The 16,745-nt window shown below is 62.4% G+C and carries 12 protein-coding genes and 1 rRNA gene; 2 read left to right on the forward strand and 11 right to left on the reverse strand.

Annotation, left to right across the window (positions count from 1 at the left end; genetic code table 11):
- Positions 1 to 9 precede the first annotated feature (9 nt).
- Positions 10 to 126 (forward strand): 5S ribosomal RNA (gene rrf / locus RhoFasB10_RS21095).
- A gap of 144 nt (positions 127 to 270) precedes the next feature.
- Here rrf and RhoFasB10_RS21100 read toward each other — a convergent pair.
- From RhoFasB10_RS21100 to RhoFasB10_RS21145, 10 genes are all read right to left on the reverse strand, one after another.
- Entirely contained in the window at positions 271 to 3,528 is a 3,258-nt protein-coding gene (locus RhoFasB10_RS21100; RefSeq protein ID WP_167678401.1) for a DEAD/DEAH box helicase, read from the reverse strand.
- 55 nt (positions 3,529 to 3,583) lie between these two features.
- Complete coding sequence (locus tag RhoFasB10_RS21105; protein WP_068430136.1) at positions 3,584 to 4,507, reverse strand: TauD/TfdA family dioxygenase; 924 nt, start codon at positions 4,505 to 4,507, stop codon at positions 3,584 to 3,586.
- A 10-nt stretch (positions 4,508 to 4,517) separates the two neighbouring features.
- Positions 4,518 to 5,840, reverse strand: coding sequence for an LLM class flavin-dependent oxidoreductase (locus tag RhoFasB10_RS21110; protein WP_068430138.1), 1,323 nt, complete (start codon positions 5,838 to 5,840; stop codon positions 4,518 to 4,520).
- Between the two features lie 10 nt (positions 5,841 to 5,850).
- Positions 5,851 to 6,699, reverse strand: coding sequence for an ABC transporter permease (locus tag RhoFasB10_RS21115; RefSeq protein WP_167678403.1), 849 nt, complete (start codon positions 6,697 to 6,699; stop codon positions 5,851 to 5,853).
- On the reverse strand, positions 6,692 to 7,498 hold the full coding sequence (locus RhoFasB10_RS21120) for an ABC transporter ATP-binding protein (RefSeq protein WP_167678405.1): 807 nt from the start codon (positions 7,496 to 7,498) through the stop codon (positions 6,692 to 6,694). Before RhoFasB10_RS21120 ends, RhoFasB10_RS21115 begins: the two co-directional genes overlap by 8 nt.
- Positions 7,495 to 8,577, reverse strand: a complete 1,083-nt coding sequence (locus RhoFasB10_RS21125) for an ABC transporter substrate-binding protein (protein ID WP_167678407.1) — start codon at positions 8,575 to 8,577, stop codon at positions 7,495 to 7,497. Before RhoFasB10_RS21125 ends, RhoFasB10_RS21120 begins: the two co-directional genes overlap by 4 nt.
- 154 nt (positions 8,578 to 8,731) lie before the next feature.
- Complete coding sequence (locus RhoFasB10_RS21130) at positions 8,732 to 9,400, reverse strand: SIMPL domain-containing protein (RefSeq protein ID WP_068430141.1); 669 nt, start codon at positions 9,398 to 9,400, stop codon at positions 8,732 to 8,734.
- A 67-nt stretch (positions 9,401 to 9,467) separates the two neighbouring features.
- Positions 9,468 to 12,617 carry a DUF87 domain-containing protein gene (locus RhoFasB10_RS21135; protein WP_068430543.1) on the reverse strand — a complete coding sequence of 1,050 codons (3,150 nt, stop codon included), beginning with the start codon at positions 12,615 to 12,617 and terminating at the stop codon, positions 9,468 to 9,470.
- Positions 12,617 to 13,300 carry a hypothetical protein gene (locus RhoFasB10_RS21140; RefSeq protein ID WP_346764449.1) on the reverse strand — a complete coding sequence of 228 codons (684 nt, stop codon included), beginning with the start codon at positions 13,298 to 13,300 and terminating at the stop codon, positions 12,617 to 12,619. The genes RhoFasB10_RS21135 and RhoFasB10_RS21140 overlap by 1 nt, the downstream gene beginning before the upstream one ends.
- A complete protein-coding gene (locus RhoFasB10_RS21145; protein WP_167678409.1) occupies positions 13,290 to 14,357 on the reverse strand; it encodes a DUF559 domain-containing protein in 1,068 nt (355 codons plus the stop codon). The genes RhoFasB10_RS21140 and RhoFasB10_RS21145 overlap by 11 nt, the downstream gene beginning before the upstream one ends.
- A gap of 266 nt (positions 14,358 to 14,623) precedes the next feature.
- Here RhoFasB10_RS21145 and RhoFasB10_RS21150 point away from each other — a divergent pair, with 266 nt between their 5' ends.
- Positions 14,624 to 15,706, forward strand: a complete 1,083-nt coding sequence (locus tag RhoFasB10_RS21150; RefSeq protein WP_167678411.1) for a DNA polymerase IV — start codon at positions 14,624 to 14,626, stop codon at positions 15,704 to 15,706.
- Here RhoFasB10_RS21150 and RhoFasB10_RS21155 read toward each other — a convergent pair.
- Entirely contained in the window at positions 15,664 to 16,659 is a 996-nt protein-coding gene (locus tag RhoFasB10_RS21155; RefSeq protein ID WP_167678413.1) for an MBL fold metallo-hydrolase, read from the reverse strand. The genes RhoFasB10_RS21150 and RhoFasB10_RS21155 overlap by 43 nt on opposite strands.
- Between the last annotated feature and the right edge of the window lie 86 nt (positions 16,660 to 16,745).

Below are 16,745 nucleotides of genomic sequence, written 5' to 3' on the forward strand. Positions count from 1 at the left end.
TCACAGAGTTACGGCGGCCATAGCGGAGGGGAAACGCCCGGTCCCATTCCGAACCCGGAAGCTAAGCCCTCCAGCGCCGATGGTACTGCACCCGACAGGGTGTGGGAGAGTAGGACACCGCCGTGCACAACATCGCACAACACCCCGCAACCCCCCGGTTGCGGGGTGTTCTGCATTCCACACCCAAACACAAAACCCGCCGGCTAACAGCATGAATGAACCACCCACCCCGTCTACCCGCTGCCACGGACCATCCATGCGCAAGCTGATTCACTCGAACAGCCCGCGGATATCGTCCGCGCTGAGACTCCCGGAGAACGCGCCGCCGTCGTCCAGGACGCTGGCGGAGAGCTTCGCTTTCCGCTCCTTCAGATCCATGACCTTTTCTTCGATCGTGTTTCGCGCGACGTATCGATTGACGAATACCGTTCGGGTCTGGCCGATTCGGTGAGCTCGGTCCACTGCTTGCGCCTCGGTGGCGGGGTTCCACCACGGATCCATGATGAAGCAGTAGTCGGCCTCGGTGAGCGTCAATCCGACCCCACCGGCCTTGAGACTGATCAGGAAGACTGGAGCGTCTCCTGATGTGAAGCGTTCGACGACGTCGGCCCTGTTGCGGGTCGTTCCGTCGAGGTAGACCAGTTCGATTCCTTCATCCTCCAACCTTTCTCGGATACGCCCGAGGAAACGGGTGAACTGGCTGAAGACGAGCGCGCGGTGACCGCCGTCGACGACGTCGCGCAGCTGGGTGACCAACTCGTCGATCTTGGCGCTGGGGATGTCGGCATGCGTGTCGTCGACGAGGGATGCGTCGAGGCTCAACTGCCGCAGAATGGTCAGCGAACGCAGAATGATGACGCGGTTACGCTCGAAGTCGTCGAGCAAACCGAGTATCTTCTGCCGCTCCCTGGCGAGTCGTGTCTCGTACACCTTACGATGGCGGGGATGAAGGTCGACGTCGATGATCTGTTCCTGCTTCGGCGGAAGGTCCTGAGCGACAATTTCTTTCGTCCGTCTGAGGACGAGAGGCTTGATACGCCGCCTGAGAGTGTTCAGAACGTCGACGTTGCCGCTCCTCTCGATCGGTGTTCGGTAGTGCTCGATGAAGCGGTTCGGTGACGGGAACAATCCGGGTGCGGTGATCGACAACAGCGCCCACAGCTCCATGAGGTTGTTTTCCATAGGAGTTCCGGTGATGGCGAGTTTGAAGTTCGCCGAGAGCCGTCGTGCGCAGTGGTAGGTCTTGCCCTTGTGGTTCTTCACGTACTGCGCCTCGTCGAGGACGAGTCCGGACCAAGCGACAGCGTCGAAGTCGTCGAAGTCGAGTCGAAACACCGTGTACGACGTGACCACGACATCGACGCCTGCCGCGATCTCGGCGACGGAGAATCGCCGTCGCGTTCGGGTCTCTGCGACCGTCGCCACAGTGAGGCAGGGTGCGAACCTTGCTGCTTCCCGTGCCCAGTTGTGTACGACGCTTGTCGGCGCCACGATGACCAGTGGTGCCCTCAACGCACCCTTCTCCTTGGCGTCGACGATCATGGCAAGTGTCTGCACCGTCTTTCCGAGTCCCATGTCGTCGGCGAGGATGCCCCCGAGACCGTGGGTCCACAGAAACGACAGCCAGGAGTAGCCGTCGACCTGATAGGGACGAAGGACGGCGTCGAGACCTGGAGGCGGGTCTTGAGCCGGGACCGAGTCGAGCTGTAGCAGAGCGGCGACTTGTTGACGCCACGCGTCGGCCTGACGCGTCACCTCACCGATTTCGGCGAGCTCCTCCCACAGCGATGCTTGATATCTGCTGATCCGCAATGGCCCTTCGGGATCGTCCTGCAGGTCACGCGCCTCCTGGACGAGCCGACGCAGCTTCTCGAGCGATGGCCGGGCGAGGGAGAAGAATCGGCCGTCGTCCAACAGCATGTGTGTGGCGCCGCGCGTGATCGCGGTAAGGACACTCGCGAACGCAATGTCGGTCCCGTCGACGGTGACGACGACTCCGAGGTCGAACCAATCGTTGTCGTTGGTCAGTGCTTCGGTCGACACGGCCACGCCGACGTCGTCGCTCACGTCCTCGAAGTCGGGAACGTCACCGATCGTCGACACGTGCACGTTGTCGTACCCATCGAGCTGCGGCAGGACGTCGACGACGAAGAGCGCAGCCTCGGTGTCTGCGACGGTGAACGGCGTGAACAAACCCGGGCTCGAATCGTTCCTGCCGAACAGATCGAGCACGGAACGTAGCACTGCAATTTCCGACGCCGCGTCTCGAAGGCCGTCGCCGGCGCCGAGTACGTCGGCGGCGTAGTCGAACTCACGGTCGTCCAGGTAGTAACGCCACAGTGCGCTGATGGTCAGTCGGCTACCGCCGATATGGGTGACAGTGATGTGCAGGTCCGGACCGGCAAATACCGGTGGGGTGTACGACGCGTCAGAGGAAACGATCGTACTGTCGCGTTCGAGCGCTGGGAGGTAGTTCACCGCGAAGTCGGTGCGGTCGGCTACCGGAATGGTCAGGGGCAGAGACGAGTTCGACACCCGCCTCAGTGCCGCAGGAACGGACTGGGAGAGAGCAGCCAGGCGAAAGCCGTTATTGGTGTAGTCGGATCCGGCGTCCCAATAGACGATCCCCGCGTTGTCGGAACCGACGAACCGTCGTCTCTCGGACGGAATGGTCTCGTCGTCGACGGTGACGCGTCCCTGGAGTGTGAGAGTGCCGATGTCGTCGCCCGTGATGTCGACGACGAACGCCGCGGTCCCCGGCCAGGGAATTTCACCGAGTTCGCGCCGGGTATGGACCAACGTGACACCGGCATCGCGTGCCTCGTCGAGCAGACTCCACAACACGCGACCTGGTACCTCGGACAAATCGACGAGTGACGCGTCGTGAGCCTCGTAGAAATGCCGGATCACGACGTGCGCACGAACTCTGGACAGCGCGTGCAGCTCTCGCAGAATCTCGCTCTGTCGTTCGAGCCGATGGTCGGAGGTCGCGGACAGTGACGACCACGAGACACCTCTGGTGAACCACGCTCCGCGACTGTCGAAACGAACCGGCCGAGCGAACAATCCGACTGCATCGGATCGCCCGCTCGACGGCTGTACTCCCAGTTGGAGCCCGAATCCGCGTTGCCGCCGTTCTTCTCCGACGCGACGAATCGGGGCCAGCGCCTGCGACCAGTGGCCGACGATCGGAAGTCCGTGCGTGGCTCGCGCGGTCGTTCGACCGTCGGCGCGGGCTCGAAGGAGCGTCGCGACGATGTGCTTGCAGTTGAAGACGACGGGGCAGTTGCATCGTCCGTAGTCGACGCTGCACATACGACCCGCTTCGATGCCCACCGATATCGACGTCGCGTACGGCGTCGCACGATTGCCACGCACCGATGCTGTCAGCGTCGAAGCCGCTTCGTTCCATTCGACGTACCCGACTCGGCCCTCGTCGAAGTACTGGGTTCCGCGTGCAAATACTGCGCTGCCGAAGCGAACTTCGAGAGCGTCGAAATCGAGGTCGTCCATCGCTGGGATCGTCATGGCCGCAGAAGATAGAACTACCCACCGACAGATTCGGGTCGAGGGACCCGCTGTTTCAGTCCTCGATGATCGAGTAATGCGACGCGTCCCCTTCGATCACACGGCTGCGTTCTCCACGGACGCTGACAGGAACATCTCCGGCCAGCGTGATCCGTTCCAGGCGTCGGTACTGGTCGTCGTAGTCCGCGACGGCATAGTGCTGCGTTGCGCGGTTGTCCCAGATCGCCACGTCGCCGAGCTGCCACGACCACCGCGTGGTGTGCTCCAGTTCGGTGATACGCGCCTGAAGAACGTCGAAGATCGCTCGTGACTCCGCGGTGCCCAGCCCGACGAAGTTCTTGACGAAATGCCCGAGCAGGAGCGTCTTCTCGCCGGTGACGGGATGGACCCGTACGACGGGGTGCTCCGTCTCGTAGTACGTCGACTGGAACTCCTTGCGGTACTCGGTGGTCTTCTCGTCGGCGATCCGTGAGGCCGATGTTGCGGCGTAGTCGTACACGTTGCTGTGCACTGCCCACAGGTTCTCGGCGAGCGCCTTCAGCGAATCCGGAAGGGCGTTGTAGGCAGCCGTCGTGGAGGCCCACGTCGTCGTCCCGCCATAGTCCGGGAGTGAGACCGCACGCAGAATCGACGCTTTCGGGATGCGATCGACGAAGGTGACGTCCGAGTGCCAGCTGTTGGCTTTGCCGTACTCCGAGTCGATGGCGAGCGTCTTGACGCCGCGGGACGTGACCGTCGGGTGCGGGGTGGTGGGCGTACCGAGAAGTTCGGCGAATGCGTGTTGCGATTCGTCGTCGAGGTGATGCTGGCCGCGAAAGAAGACGACCTTGTGCTCGGCGAGAGCGTGCTGAACGAGATCGATGGTCGACGCGTCGAGGTCGGCCCCGAGGGCGACACCGTCGATTCGGGCTCCGATGTGTTGTCCGAGTTTGACGACCTGGACCTGCTCGGTGGTCGGTATCGCGAACGTGGTTGACATGTAATCCCTTTCAGACGGACGTCGGAGACGCGAGCGGAGTGAGACCGTAATGACCTCGGAGTGTTTTTTCGGTGTAATCGGTGCGGAACAGCCCCCTGCGCTGCAGAATCGGCACGACGTGGTCGACGAAGAGCTCGAGGCCGCCGGGCAGGAACGGTGGCATGATGTTGAATCCGTCCGCCGCTCCGCCGTCGAACCACAGTTCCAACTCGTCGGCCAGCTGCTCCGGTGTTCCTGTGAACGTGCGGTGGCCGCGTCCGCCACCCAGAAGCCCGATCAACTGACGGACGGTGAGGTTCCCTGATTCGGCCAGGTTCTTCACGAGTTGGTAGCGGCTCTTGTTGCCGCGGATGTTCTCGATCGGGGGCAGCGTCGGCAGCGGTTCGTCGAGGGAATGGGCGCTGAGATCGGTACCGAGCATCCACGACAGCTGTCGCAGAGAGTATTCCGGCGATATGAGATCGGTGAACTCGGCCTCGAGCGCACGTGCTTCGGCCTCCGTCGACGCGAGGTACGGGACGATGCCGGGGAGCACCTTCAGGTCGTCGGCCCCGCGGCCGTACGAGGCCAATCGGGCTTTAAGGTCACTGTAGAACTGCTGACCTTCGACCAGCGTCCGTTGTGCCGTGAAGACGGCTTCGGCATACCGCGCAGCGAAGTTCTTTCCGCTCTCCGACGAGCCGGCCTGCACCAGCAGAGGTCGACCCTGAACGGACCGAGGGGAATTCAGCGGGCCACGGACTGCGAATCGATCGCCGACGTGGTCGATCGTCCGGACCTTGTCGGCGTCGGCGAAGGTGCCGGTTTCCTCGTCGAGCACCAACGCATCCGGTTCCCAACTGTTCCACAGTGCCGTTGCCACGTCTACGAATTCGGCTGCGCGATCATAACGCCCCGCGTGATCGGGGACTTCGTCGTAGCCGAAGTTGGCTGCTTCGTCGACGCCTCCCGAGGTGACGATGTTCCAACCGGCGCGTCCGCCACTGATGTGGTCGAGCGACGTGAACTTGCGAGCGAGAGTGAAAGGTTCGTTGTAACCGGTCGATGCCGTCGCGATCAGTCCGACATGACTCGTCACGGTGGCCATCGCCGTCAGCAACGTGATCGGCTCGAAGATCGCCGGTGCGTTGTTCTTCACCCGAGGCCCAGTAGCGAGGTTGTCGGCGAAGAACACCGAATCGAGCTTACCGCGCTCGGCCAACCGTGCGAGGTCTTGGAAATGTTCGACGTCGAGCACCTTGTGTGCGTCGGTACGAGGGTGGCGCCACGCGGCTTCGTGATGCCCGACACCCATCAGAAATGCATTGAGGTGAAGCTGTTTTCGTTCGGTCATGACTTCCCTTTCAGTGAGTCGGGCGCCAGCGCGAGATGCGCCGCTCGACGGCGACGATGAGACCGTTGAACGTCAGTCCGACGAGTGAGATCGCGAGGATGCCGGCATACATGTTCGGGATCTGGAAGTTCAGCTGCGACGCTGTGATCAGGTACCCCAGACCCGCTTTTGCGCCGACCATCTCGGCGGCGATCAGAACGAGGATCGACGACGCGGCTGCCATCCGGACCCCGGTGAAGATCGTCGGTACCGCTGCGGGCAACACGACCTTCTGGAACAGCCTCAGCGGTGAGAAACCCAGCGACCGAGCCGATTTGATGAGCAACGGGTCGACGGTGCGCACACCCGAGATGGTGTTGAGCAGAATCGGGAATGTGCTGGCGTACAGAACGAGTGAGATCTTCGAAGTCTCACCGATACCCAGGATCAGAATGAACACCGGCAAGAGAGCCAGCGCCGCTGTGTTTCTGAACAGTTCGAGGATCGGGCCGAGGAACTCGGCCACGGGTTTGTACCACGCGATCGCGACGCCGAGAGGAACGGCCACGAGGATGGCAATGGCGAAACCTGTCAGCGCACGAGACAAACTGGCGGACAGATGTTCCCACAGTTGCCCGTTGACGACGAGTTCGACGAACGCTTCGGCGACGACCGAGAAGGGCGGAAGAAAGACCTCGTCGACGAGGCCGAATCGGGGTGCGAGCTCCCACAGGGCCAGAAAGGCCGCGATGGCGAGCAGCGGCTTGACGATGCGCCACACCACCGACGCGCCCTGTCGATGCAATGACGGCTCAGCCGACTCTGCGGCAATCGGCTCTGTACGAACGACTTTCGTCGGCGTGGGCTTGAGATCAACCATGGGACACCTCGAGTTCGACGGACTGTGCACGCTCGACTTCACCGTGAAGCAGCGTCCAGATGTGGTGGCGCAACGATCGGAACTGCGCGTCGGAACGGACGTCGTCGACCGTACGGTCGATGGCGACGTCGACGACGGTTTTGATTCGGCCTGGCCGTGACGTCAGAACGGCGACGCGTTGGCCCAGGTAGATTGCCTCGTCGATGCCATGCGTGATGAAGACGATCGTCTTGCCGGTTGCCTTCCATATGCGGAGCAGTTCGTCCTGCAGCGATTCGCGCGTCTGGGCGTCGAGCGCGGCGAACGGCTCGTCCATCAGGAGGACTTCGGGATCGAACGCGAGGCTGCGTGCGATTGCGACGCGTTGCTTCATGCCGCCGGACAACTCGTGTGGATAGCGGTCGGCGAAGGCGTCGAGACCCACGAGTTCGAGGTAATGCTGCGCGACGGCGCGGCGCTCGTTCTTCGGTAGTCCCTTTGCTTCCAGACCGAATTCGATGTTGTGTCTCGCAGTACGCCAGGGGAGTAGCGCGTATTGTTGGAAGACGATGCCGCGATCGAGACCGGGACCCTGGATCGGGTTGCCGTCGAGCAGAATTCGTCCACGCGTCGGATCGCTGAGGCCGCCGAGAAGGTCCAGCAAGGTCGATTTGCCGCAACCGCTCGGCCCGACCAGAACGAGGAATTCGCCTGGCGCGACGTCGAGAGTGATGTCGTCGATTGCCGTGAACTTCTCGTGTTCGCCACGAGCGTCGAATTGCTTGGTGACGCCGTCCAAAGTCAGTTTCGGAATGGTCATTTCGCCTCCTGCAACGCCCGACCGTCGGAGTCGCTGTTCGGTGGGTAGGTACCGTTCGAATACGGATTGAATTCGTTGGTGTAGATATCGGACGGTTGTATGTCGTCGCCGAGGTCCTCGTTGCGCTTCAGCCAGTCGATCCAGATCTGGAACTCCTTGTCGGCGATCACGCCGCCCGGCGCGACGCTCGAGCTGCGCCAGTAATCGACCAGATCGGGGTTCTCGTTGCGTCCCCGATTGGTGATGATGTCCTTGTAGCGTGCGATCACCTCGTCGCGCGGAACGGTCTGTGTCCATCGGATCGCGCGGGCGACACCTTGGACGAAGTCGGCGACGTCGTCCTTGTTCTTTGCGATGAAATCCTTTCTCAGAACGTAGGTTCCGTACGAGAAGGTTCCGTACAGGGATTCGTCGGTGAAGAGTTCGCGCAAACCACCTCGTTGGACGGCCGTCTGTCGGAAGACCGATCCGAGGGTTCCGACGTCGATCTGGCCTTGCCGTAGTGCTTGTTCGGTGTTCACCGGCGGGACGACAGTCAATTCGACCTGTGCTATCTCGTCTTTCGACAGTCCCTGCTGTGCCAGCCATTCTCTGATGACGAACTCCGCGTGCGCGCCGAATGTGTTCATCGCGACCTTCTTGCCGATGAGATCTCGTGCCGATCGGATCGGGCTGTCGTCGAGAACGTAGAATCCGTTGAACGTCTCCTTGTCGGCGCCGTAATACGAAAGTACCGACTGGATAGGAGAATTCGCGGCCGCGAGTTTGACGATTGCACCGTTGAACGCACCGCCGAACTCGGTGTCACCTGTCGCGGCGGACTGGATGTCCTGCGGTCCGCTGGTGGTGTCACCTACCCAGTTCAGCGCTATCCGGTCGAAATATCCGAGGTTCTCGGCGAGTTCGGGAAACGTGACCTGTCCGGTCGATCCCTGATACCGCAGGACGGTTCGGCCGTCGAGCGTCTTCTCCGGTTCGGACGAGCCCGCACAGCTTGTGGCCAGTGATACAGACATCAACAAAGCGCTGACCGCGGCGAGTGTGCGGATCAGTCTGCGATACAGCGTGTTTCCTGACATTGTGACGAAGGTACGGATGCGTCCGGTACCGGTCCAGAGTCAGAATCAGCTCGAGTCGAAGGGTGTCGTGACGGCCGCCGTTCCGTCATGGTCGTGGTCGGTCGTGCGTCGAACGCATGCGGCGGCGCAACGGCGCAGAGCCGTCGCGCAGGCCTCAGCTCGCGGAGAACCGGGCGTGTACCTCGGCGTGAATGACGATGTCCTGCGGCTTCAACTCGAACCCGTCGTCCGCCCCGCCCACATAAGCGCGCGACGCAAGTGCGTAGTCGGAGTGGGTGGCGGCCGCTACACCGAGAAGTCCAGGATCGGCGATCGCCAGTGCGGTGATGGCGGTGCGTCCGACGCTCTGCGCATACACTTCCGCCTTCTCGACGGCGTCCTGTACCGCGAGGGTGCGGACGAAGCGGGTCTTCTCCAACGCGCTCTGTTCGGTCAGAGCCCAGTCGAAACGACCGACGTCGACGCCGTCGAGCGCCGACACGGCGTAGACGAACGCATCGATGACGTCGATCTGACTGAACTGCACTTCGATCGTTGCGACTGCCTGATAGACGTAGGGAAGCTGCTCGCCGTCCTGGTTGAACGGGCGCCTGCGCGAATGGCGCACTTGATCGAGCGCCCATGTGTCGATGGGACCCGACGTCTCGTTGAACAGCGGGTCGATCAGTCCTGTCAGGTCTTTCACCAGCCGGTGGGCCGGCTCGGCCGCTGCCTCGGCGGAACGGCCGTCGGTCCTGACGACGAGCGACACCGTGCAGCGTTCCGGCGTGAACGTCGCCTGACCTCGCCCGACGACCGTGATCTCGAGTGGATGCGAGTCCATGCGTTCGAGTGTGGCACAGGTGGTGACCGGTGGTCGGATGTTCGCGCGCCGATCACCACCCGTGCATTCAGCGTCCGGGTATCGGCTTGTGGGCCAGATCGATGACTTCCTCGGTGGTCAGCGGACTCTTGGGGTGGTAGCTCAGGCAAAGTGGGGCTTGAATCTTGTTGAATCCTTCGCCCTCGACCGCGGCGTAGAACTGTCCCGTCTTGAGCCTTCCGATATCGGTCGCCGAACTGCCCTTCGCGCGTGCCATTTCCTGTGCGGCATCGATCTGCACCGGACTGTTCAAGAATCCGAAGAACTGGGTGGCGGCGTTACCCGGAATCCGGTTGTTCAGGCCCTTGGGGGCTTGTGTGGCGAAGACCAACCCCAGTCCGTACTTTCGGGCCTGCGAGGCAAGTGCCAAAGTGCTTTGCGTGCATGCCGTCAAAGCCCCGGATGGAGCCAGGGTCTGCGCCTCGTCCATCACGAACAGACCGCCCAGCGGCTTCTCACCGGCGGGGTTCTTCTTGATCCACGCGAAGAGTGCCATCTGTAACTGGTTCACGAAGCTCTGACGCTGCTCGTCGGACGGGAGGCCGACCATGCTGATCACCGAGATGCGCGCACGCTTGTCGGGCGACGGAGTCAGCAGCAGGCCTGGATCCATGGGCGTACCTTCGCCGCCGAACATCGGGTCGTTGACCATCGACGCCCGCAGATTCTGTGCAATATCTGCAGCGATCTTCTCCGAGTTCTCCAGATCGCTTATGTAATCGGGTAATTCGGAGAGAAGATCGATGAACTGCACAAGGTTGCTGCCCGAGTTCTGGCCGAAATGTTCCAACGCTTGCTTCAGAACAGCTTTCGCCTGCATCGCCTTCGATGTCTTGCCGGAAACAAGTGCCCGCGGCGCGAGTGTTGCGACGGCTGAGTCCAGTGCCTCCGCGAACTCGTCCGGGAAGTCCTTCACGCTTGCGAAGTCCGGCAGAGGTTGGAAGCTGATCGGACGTCCAGCGGAACGACGAGGCGTCCACACGATCACCTCTGTGTTCCGATGGTATTCGGCGGCCCGGCTGACCTCGGCACTGTCCCAGTGAGGGGGAGGCGTCGGCCACGCGATACCGAGACGTGCAAGGTCGTTGTTGGGATCCAACACGATTGCGGACACGCCGCGAAGTGCGCATTCCTCGACCAACCGCCTGATGAGAACTGTTTTGCCCGAACCGGATCCGGCGAAGATCGCGGTGTGTTTGCGTAGGGCTTCGAGGTCGATTCCAAGATGCCCGTTCCGGTCCAGCTTCGCGCCCAACGGGACCATGCGCGGGTCGATCTCCACTGGTGTCTCCGCCTCCGGCGACGCCTCGCCGCCATTTTCGTCCGTCGAGCCGGTGTCATCGATAGGGAACAGGCCGGAGCCGGTCGCCGGGGAGTCGTCGATCGCGTCGACGAGGACCTTGATGTCGTGCGCGGGGCGACGGGTGGCCAACCACGAGTCGAGTAAGGGTGACGCCTCGTCGACCATGTCTTTCAGGGCCGACAGTGACGCGAGATCCTCTTCGGAGATCGACAGGGTTCGACCGCCCGCTTGCTCGAAGTCGTTGACTGCCTGCGCCGTTTTGGGGCCCGACGACCATGCGGCGTTGCGCACGATGAACAGGCGCCGGCGTGAGATTCCCGTGTGCAGTCCCGCCGTGGTGCACGCTGCACGCAGTCTGTTCAGCACTGCCACAGCGTTCTCCGACGCGATCGCACGGAATGCCCAATGCTGCTCGTCTTCTGTCGCGGGATCCAACTTCTGCCGAAGTCGGGCGTGCAGCGCAGGCTTGGCGCTCGGGAGATTGTCGAGACTGAACGCGTCGCCGATGTCCCCTAGTTCCTTGATCCAGGACGTCAGGCCTGCGTGCAGAAGCGGTGGTACGAGTTTGTCCTCGAACTTCGGGCTCGTGGGCAGATTGGTGACCGCGGACTTGCGAAACTCCTCGTAGCGTTCGTCGAGTAGTTTCAGTTCCGATTCGTTGTCATCGGGTGGCGGCAGCGTTACCTGGTCGCCAACCAAATTCGTCATCTCGACGACCTCGCCGGTCTCCAGGCAACGCCGAATGTGTTTGTCTACGTTGATCATCAGTTGCCGAGGAGTGATCCCCTCAGCGGTCGCGAAGGCAGCGCGCGACACGGGCCACGTCGGGTACGGAGGCTCGAATCCGGCTGCTGTGTATTTCGGCGTGAACCGCTTCTCCAGGATCTCTTCTGCAATCGAGCCTTTGTCGAGGCCTGTGATCGTCTGCGTGACTCGAAAGCGGTCCGCAACGCTAGCGGTCGCGCGCGACTGGATCAATTCCCAAACGGAGGGCAGACACGCGACGACCGAGGCTGTGCGTCCGAGATTTTCGCGGAGCGCCATCAACCCGTGCGCGACCTGCTCCAGCACGAGGTCGTCCGACATGTCAGCGGTACCCTGCGCATCCGTCGAAGATCGTGACTGCGCCAGAAGGGTATCGATCTGATCCACCGCCAGTACCGCAGGACCCGTTGCCGCGAGCAACCTCGAAATATCGCGCACTACCTGTTGGGGAGTGAGCACACTCTGCTGAATTCCCCACTTCTCCCGACTTCCGACTGCCACCTCCTCGATCGACTGCAGGAATGCGTTGCCGATGTCCAGGACGTTCAGTTCGGTCGCGGCGTAGAGGACCAGAGCTCGTAGAGTTGACTGACTCTGGTTGATCAGACGTGTGTGCACGGTATGGACCGCAGCGACGAACCTGTCGAGCGTTTCCGGTGTCAGTTTGTCTTCGCCGATGATTGCCCGGCGTTCTGCTCGCGAGACGCGTGCAGTCGAGGCCAGACGCCAGAGAAACAGCTTGAGTTGTGTGTCCTGTTCAGGGGCGGGGCGTGTCAGATCATCCAGCATGCCGACGAGAGTGGTCTGCCAGAAGGTCGTCGAATCGAGTAGACCGATCAGGAAGAAGTAGCCGCCGCTTGCCTGCACCCGTTCGCGTACCTGACCGAGTAGGTGGGTCTTTCCCGAGCCTGCGGTACCGCGCAGGGCGACACCGATCGGGCTGGCGTCGGGGCTGGCGTCAGCATCGTCGAAAGCTTCCATGATGAAGTTCAACGCAGAGTCGTGCAGCGAGTGAGCGTGCAACTCCGACTGCGACTTCCAGACGTCGTCCGGAGTGGGAGCCCAGTTGAGTCGAATCGATCTCAGGGCTTTCCGTTCGAGATCCTTCATCATCCCTCGATTGCTATCAGGTGTACTGGTCGTCCGGCGATGGTAATGGCGGCGCCTCGAACGGAATCGGTGAGTTCTTTCTGATTTTCCTGAGCGATGAAAGTTACGTCGGCCGACCTCTTCATCTCGCCGAGTTCTCGATCCAGCTTGGCTCTCGGAATATGTGCGAGCTCGGAACGGATGTCAGCGAGCGTCACCCATGCGCCCTCACGCGAGGCGAGGTTCGAATAGGCCTTGCGAACGCCCGCCTCGATGTCGACTTCAGCCGCTGGTGTCACCGCGACGGGCCGAACAGGCGTGTCCGATGCTGGGACGGACGGCGTCTCGTCGCTAGGCGTTTCGACGCGGAAGACGTGCGACAGCCGCAGATCCTCTTTGTCCAGGTAGCGCTGCAGCCCGGCGAGCACCGTATAGAGACCCTTTGCCTGCGGGGTCGCGCGGGGAGGAGGGCCGCTCTTGAGTTCGCGGGCGCATTGAGCCCAGCCACCCTCGGTCAGGGTGTGAACATACGGCCTCTTGCTGGTGTCGGACTCGATCAAGCGAAGTCGGTTCAGTCTGTCCCTGTGGTCCTTCTTGAGTTCAGGACCCAGTTCTTTCAGCCGCGTGTTCGACGTTTCCTCGGCTTGGGCCATCAGCACGAGCAGGATCAATCGCTCTGTGCCGGTCAATTCGTCACTGGCCACTGGGTTTCCCTTCGATATGTGCACTACGCGGGAGCATCGCTCGCCGCCTCTTCTCGATGAAGCTCTCGATTGCGGAGACTACAGCGATGACGTCGTCCAGCACTTGTTCGTTGGTGAACCGCAGCACGGAGTAGCCGTGAAGTTGAAGAACGACGTCCCGCTGATGGTCCCGCGCGAATTTGGCGGCGTGGCGGTGCTCCGGACCATCGACTTCGACGACACATTTCTCGGCGGGCCAACGCAAGTCGACGACGATGCGTTCGTGGAGGCTGGACGGTTGAAAGGGTTGATTCCACTCTCGGCCGGTGGCCCAGACGCAGAGCGCAAGAGCGCGTTCGAGCTTCTTCTCGGCCGCGCTGCCCGGATGCGGTCGACCGGCCAGTGCAGGAATTCGGACCGGTCCGGTGTCCTCGGCGTCCGTCCTGGTGTGCAGGCGCACCTTGTCCAGCGGAACGGCGACGCTGCGGACGCGGTCGGATACGGGAGTCGGCGCACCGACTACCCAGACGGCGAACCCTCCGTGATGCGCGAGCCATTCGCACGCGCCGACGAACTGGTTCGGCGCTGCTTCGAGCACGCGTGGATCGACGTCGAGGATCAGAGCGACCGCGTCGCGCTCGTATGCCGACGCGAGCAACCGCCGAACACCCTCTGCCCTGGTTTCGGCAATGAACGTCCGCGTAATCACGTGATCGCGCAGTGCGGATTCGGCCAGCGCTGCAACGTACGGGCCGAAGTGACCGGCCGACTCGGACAGGTCGTTCGCAAGGCGTCGTGTAGCCAACACGTCGAGACGGTTGGGGCCGTCGAAGTCCTCGGCGCCCGGCAGCCACACAGGGAATAGTTGACGCGCTGCGCTTTCCAGGAGGTCGAGTATCGACTTCACGAGCTGGTTCTGCGGCTGCGCCTCGTCGATCGGAAGCTGAACGATCGCGGGTGCGTCGGCAGGCAGCGGGTCGAGCTGCGAAGTGAATGTCGCGGCGTCGACACCCAGGAATTGGACCACCCTATTGTGCGAATGCTGGGTGTACCACGGCATCTCGTCGTGATGTTTCATATGAATCCTCGTCGTGCCGTCCCCGTTGTCGGATCGACGGGACATAGCACCACCACGTCGGTGTTGAGCGAACCGAATTCGAACATCCCGGACATCTTGGCACGACCCCCGCAGTGCTGCACGCGGCGATTTTCGACGACGTCGGTTCGAACTGCTCAATCGGACGTAGGGGCCGGAGGAATTCATTCGACTGGATGATCGGACGTCGGACATCCGGCCAACCCGGTTCGCTCGAACTGATCGCCCCTATGACGCAGAATGTCCTCATGACCGCCACCCCGCGCCGACGGTGGGTGCTGCATGTCGATCTGGATCAGTTCATCGCCGCGGTCGAGGTATTACGCAATCCGGAGCTCGCGGGTAAACCGGTCGTCGTGGGCGGCAGGGGAGATCCGACGGAACGCGGCGTGGTGTCGACGGCGTCGTACGAGGCCCGTGCGTTCGGAGTCGGCTCCGGAATGCCGCTACGTGTGGCTGCGAAGAAATTGCCGGACGCGATTTTTCTCCCGGTCGACGGTGAGGCGTACACGGCCGCGTCGAACGTGGTGATGGAGACGCTGCGAGGGCTGGGCGTGGTCGTCGAGGTGATGGGTTGGGACGAGGCGTTTCTCGGCGTCGAGACCGATGATCCGATCGCGTTCGCACGACGAGTGCACGACGAGGTGTTCGAGGCGACGGCTCTGCACTGCTCGGTAGGTATCGGCGACAACAAGCTCCGGGCGAAGATCGCCACGGACTTCGGGAAACCGCAAGGCGTCTACACGCTGACGCAGGACAACTGGTTCGAAGTCATGGGGGAACGCGGCACGGACGCGCTCTGGGGGATAGGTAAGAAAACCGCAAGAAAGCTTGCGACACTCGGTATCACGACGGTCGCCGAGCTGGCAGCGACCGACGATGGCGTGCTCGCTGCGGCCTTCGGTCCGAAGACGGGGCCGTGGATCGGCACCAAAGGCCGGGGCGTCGACCTGTCACCGGTGTCCGCTGAACCGTGGATTCCGCGGTCGCACAGTCGCGAGACGACGTTTCAGCAGGATCTCGACGACTGGTCAGCCGTCACCGAGGAGGTGCGGACGCTGGCTCTGCGAGTGCGCGAGGACATCATGGCGGCCGACCGCATGGCCGTACGTGTCACGCTGAAAGTCCGATACGTGCCGTTCGAAACTCACACCACCACAGCCGCATTGAGAGAACCGACGTTCGACCCGGCGGTTATCTCCGACGCCGCTGCCGCCCTCGTCGACCGCTTCGATCACACTCGACAAGTGCGCCTGATGGGTGTCCGACTGGAGATGACGCCGGTCGATCAGACCCTCGCGAACAACGAGGGTGATGTCTCCGGGACCTGACGAACGAGATTGCGCGCCACCAGGTGTCGCAGATGTGCAGCCGCCTCGGACAGCGCCATCACCTTGCCCATCGGCGAGATGTCGGCCCACGGCTTGTACCACTGCATCCGTTCGGCGACCTGCCAGACGGAGATTCGATCGTCGCCGAACGCGTCGTACAGATGGTCGAGCCGTTCCTCGTGATGTTCGATCAATTCGCCTGCACGACCGGCGACGTCGTCGATCGCAAGTCCGTGCGCGCCGAGGCCGCGAGTGACGTTCATCGTCTGCACCCGTCGTAACGAGTCCATGAATTCGGCCAACGCGTCGCGTTCCTCGAGTGGGTACACGAAGTTCCCGACGTGTGGAGTGGTCTTCTGCAGAACGTGATCGCCGGTGAACATGACAGCGGATTCGGGAAGGTGAAAGCAGACATGTCCCGGGGTGTGGCCGGGGGTGTAGACGGCACGCAGCTCACGGCCGGCGAGCGCGATTGCTTCGCCGTCGACAAGTACTCGATCGGGCGCGGATTCGGGACCCGTCGGCGGCTCGGGTGCGACGTTCTGCCACGCGGCGAGGTCAGCCGTCGACGCGCCCGCCGCGATCATGTTCTGCTTCTCGGCCTCGAGCCAGTCGTTGTCGCGTGGTTCGACCATGCCCTTGAACTGGGCATGGTCCGCCTCGTGCATCGCGATCCACGCGCCCGACGCCTCGCGCACCCGGCCGCACAGCCCGATGTGGTCGGGGTGGAAATGTGTCAGGACGACGCCCTCCACGTCGGTCACCGAGTGTCCGATGGCCTCGAGACCCGACGTGAGGCCGTGCCAGGCGTTGTCGTCGTCCCATCCGGCGTCGACGAGGATCAAGCCGTTCGGTGACTCCATCGCGTAGACGAGTGTGTGGCCGAGGGGGTTATCGGTGATGGGCACCGGAATTCGGTAGATGCGGTCTCCGATTGCTGCCGCGTCGCTCATGTGCACCCACCCTGTTGCTTAGTTCACGTAATCGATCCTCTGTACATCCATAGTGACCTTCGGTGAACGCGATCACGCAACCGGGT

It is taken from the genome of Rhodococcus sp. B10, assembly GCF_011770055.1.
Lineage (GTDB): Bacteria > Actinomycetota > Actinomycetes > Mycobacteriales > Mycobacteriaceae > Rhodococcoides > Rhodococcoides kyotonensis_B.

Coding starts and splice junctions, on each gene's coding strand:
- RhoFasB10_RS21155 (WP_167678413.1), bottom strand. CDS start 16,659: ATGAGCGACGCGGCAGCAATCGGAGACCGCATCTACCGAATTCCGGTG.
- RhoFasB10_RS21120 (WP_167678405.1), bottom strand. CDS start 7,498: ATGACCATTCCGAAACTGACTTTGGACGGCGTCACCAAGCAATTCGAC.
- RhoFasB10_RS21135 (WP_068430543.1), bottom strand. CDS start 12,617: ATGAAGGATCTCGAACGGAAAGCCCTGAGATCGATTCGACTCAACTGG.
- RhoFasB10_RS21105 (WP_068430136.1), bottom strand. CDS start 4,507: ATGTCAACCACGTTCGCGATACCGACCACCGAGCAGGTCCAGGTCGTC.
- RhoFasB10_RS21110 (WP_068430138.1), bottom strand. CDS start 5,840: ATGACCGAACGAAAACAGCTTCACCTCAATGCATTTCTGATGGGTGTC.
- RhoFasB10_RS21125 (WP_167678407.1), bottom strand. CDS start 8,577: ATGTCAGGAAACACGCTGTATCGCAGACTGATCCGCACACTCGCCGCG.
- RhoFasB10_RS21150 (WP_167678411.1), top strand. CDS start 14,624: ATGACCGCCACCCCGCGCCGACGGTGGGTGCTGCATGTCGATCTGGAT.
- RhoFasB10_RS21115 (WP_167678403.1), bottom strand. CDS start 6,699: ATGGTTGATCTCAAGCCCACGCCGACGAAAGTCGTTCGTACAGAGCCG.
- RhoFasB10_RS21130 (WP_068430141.1), bottom strand. CDS start 9,400: ATGGACTCGCATCCACTCGAGATCACGGTCGTCGGGCGAGGTCAGGCG.
- RhoFasB10_RS21145 (WP_167678409.1), bottom strand. CDS start 14,357: ATGAAACATCACGACGAGATGCCGTGGTACACCCAGCATTCGCACAAT.
- RhoFasB10_RS21100 (WP_167678401.1), bottom strand. CDS start 3,528: ATGACGATCCCAGCGATGGACGACCTCGATTTCGACGCTCTCGAAGTT.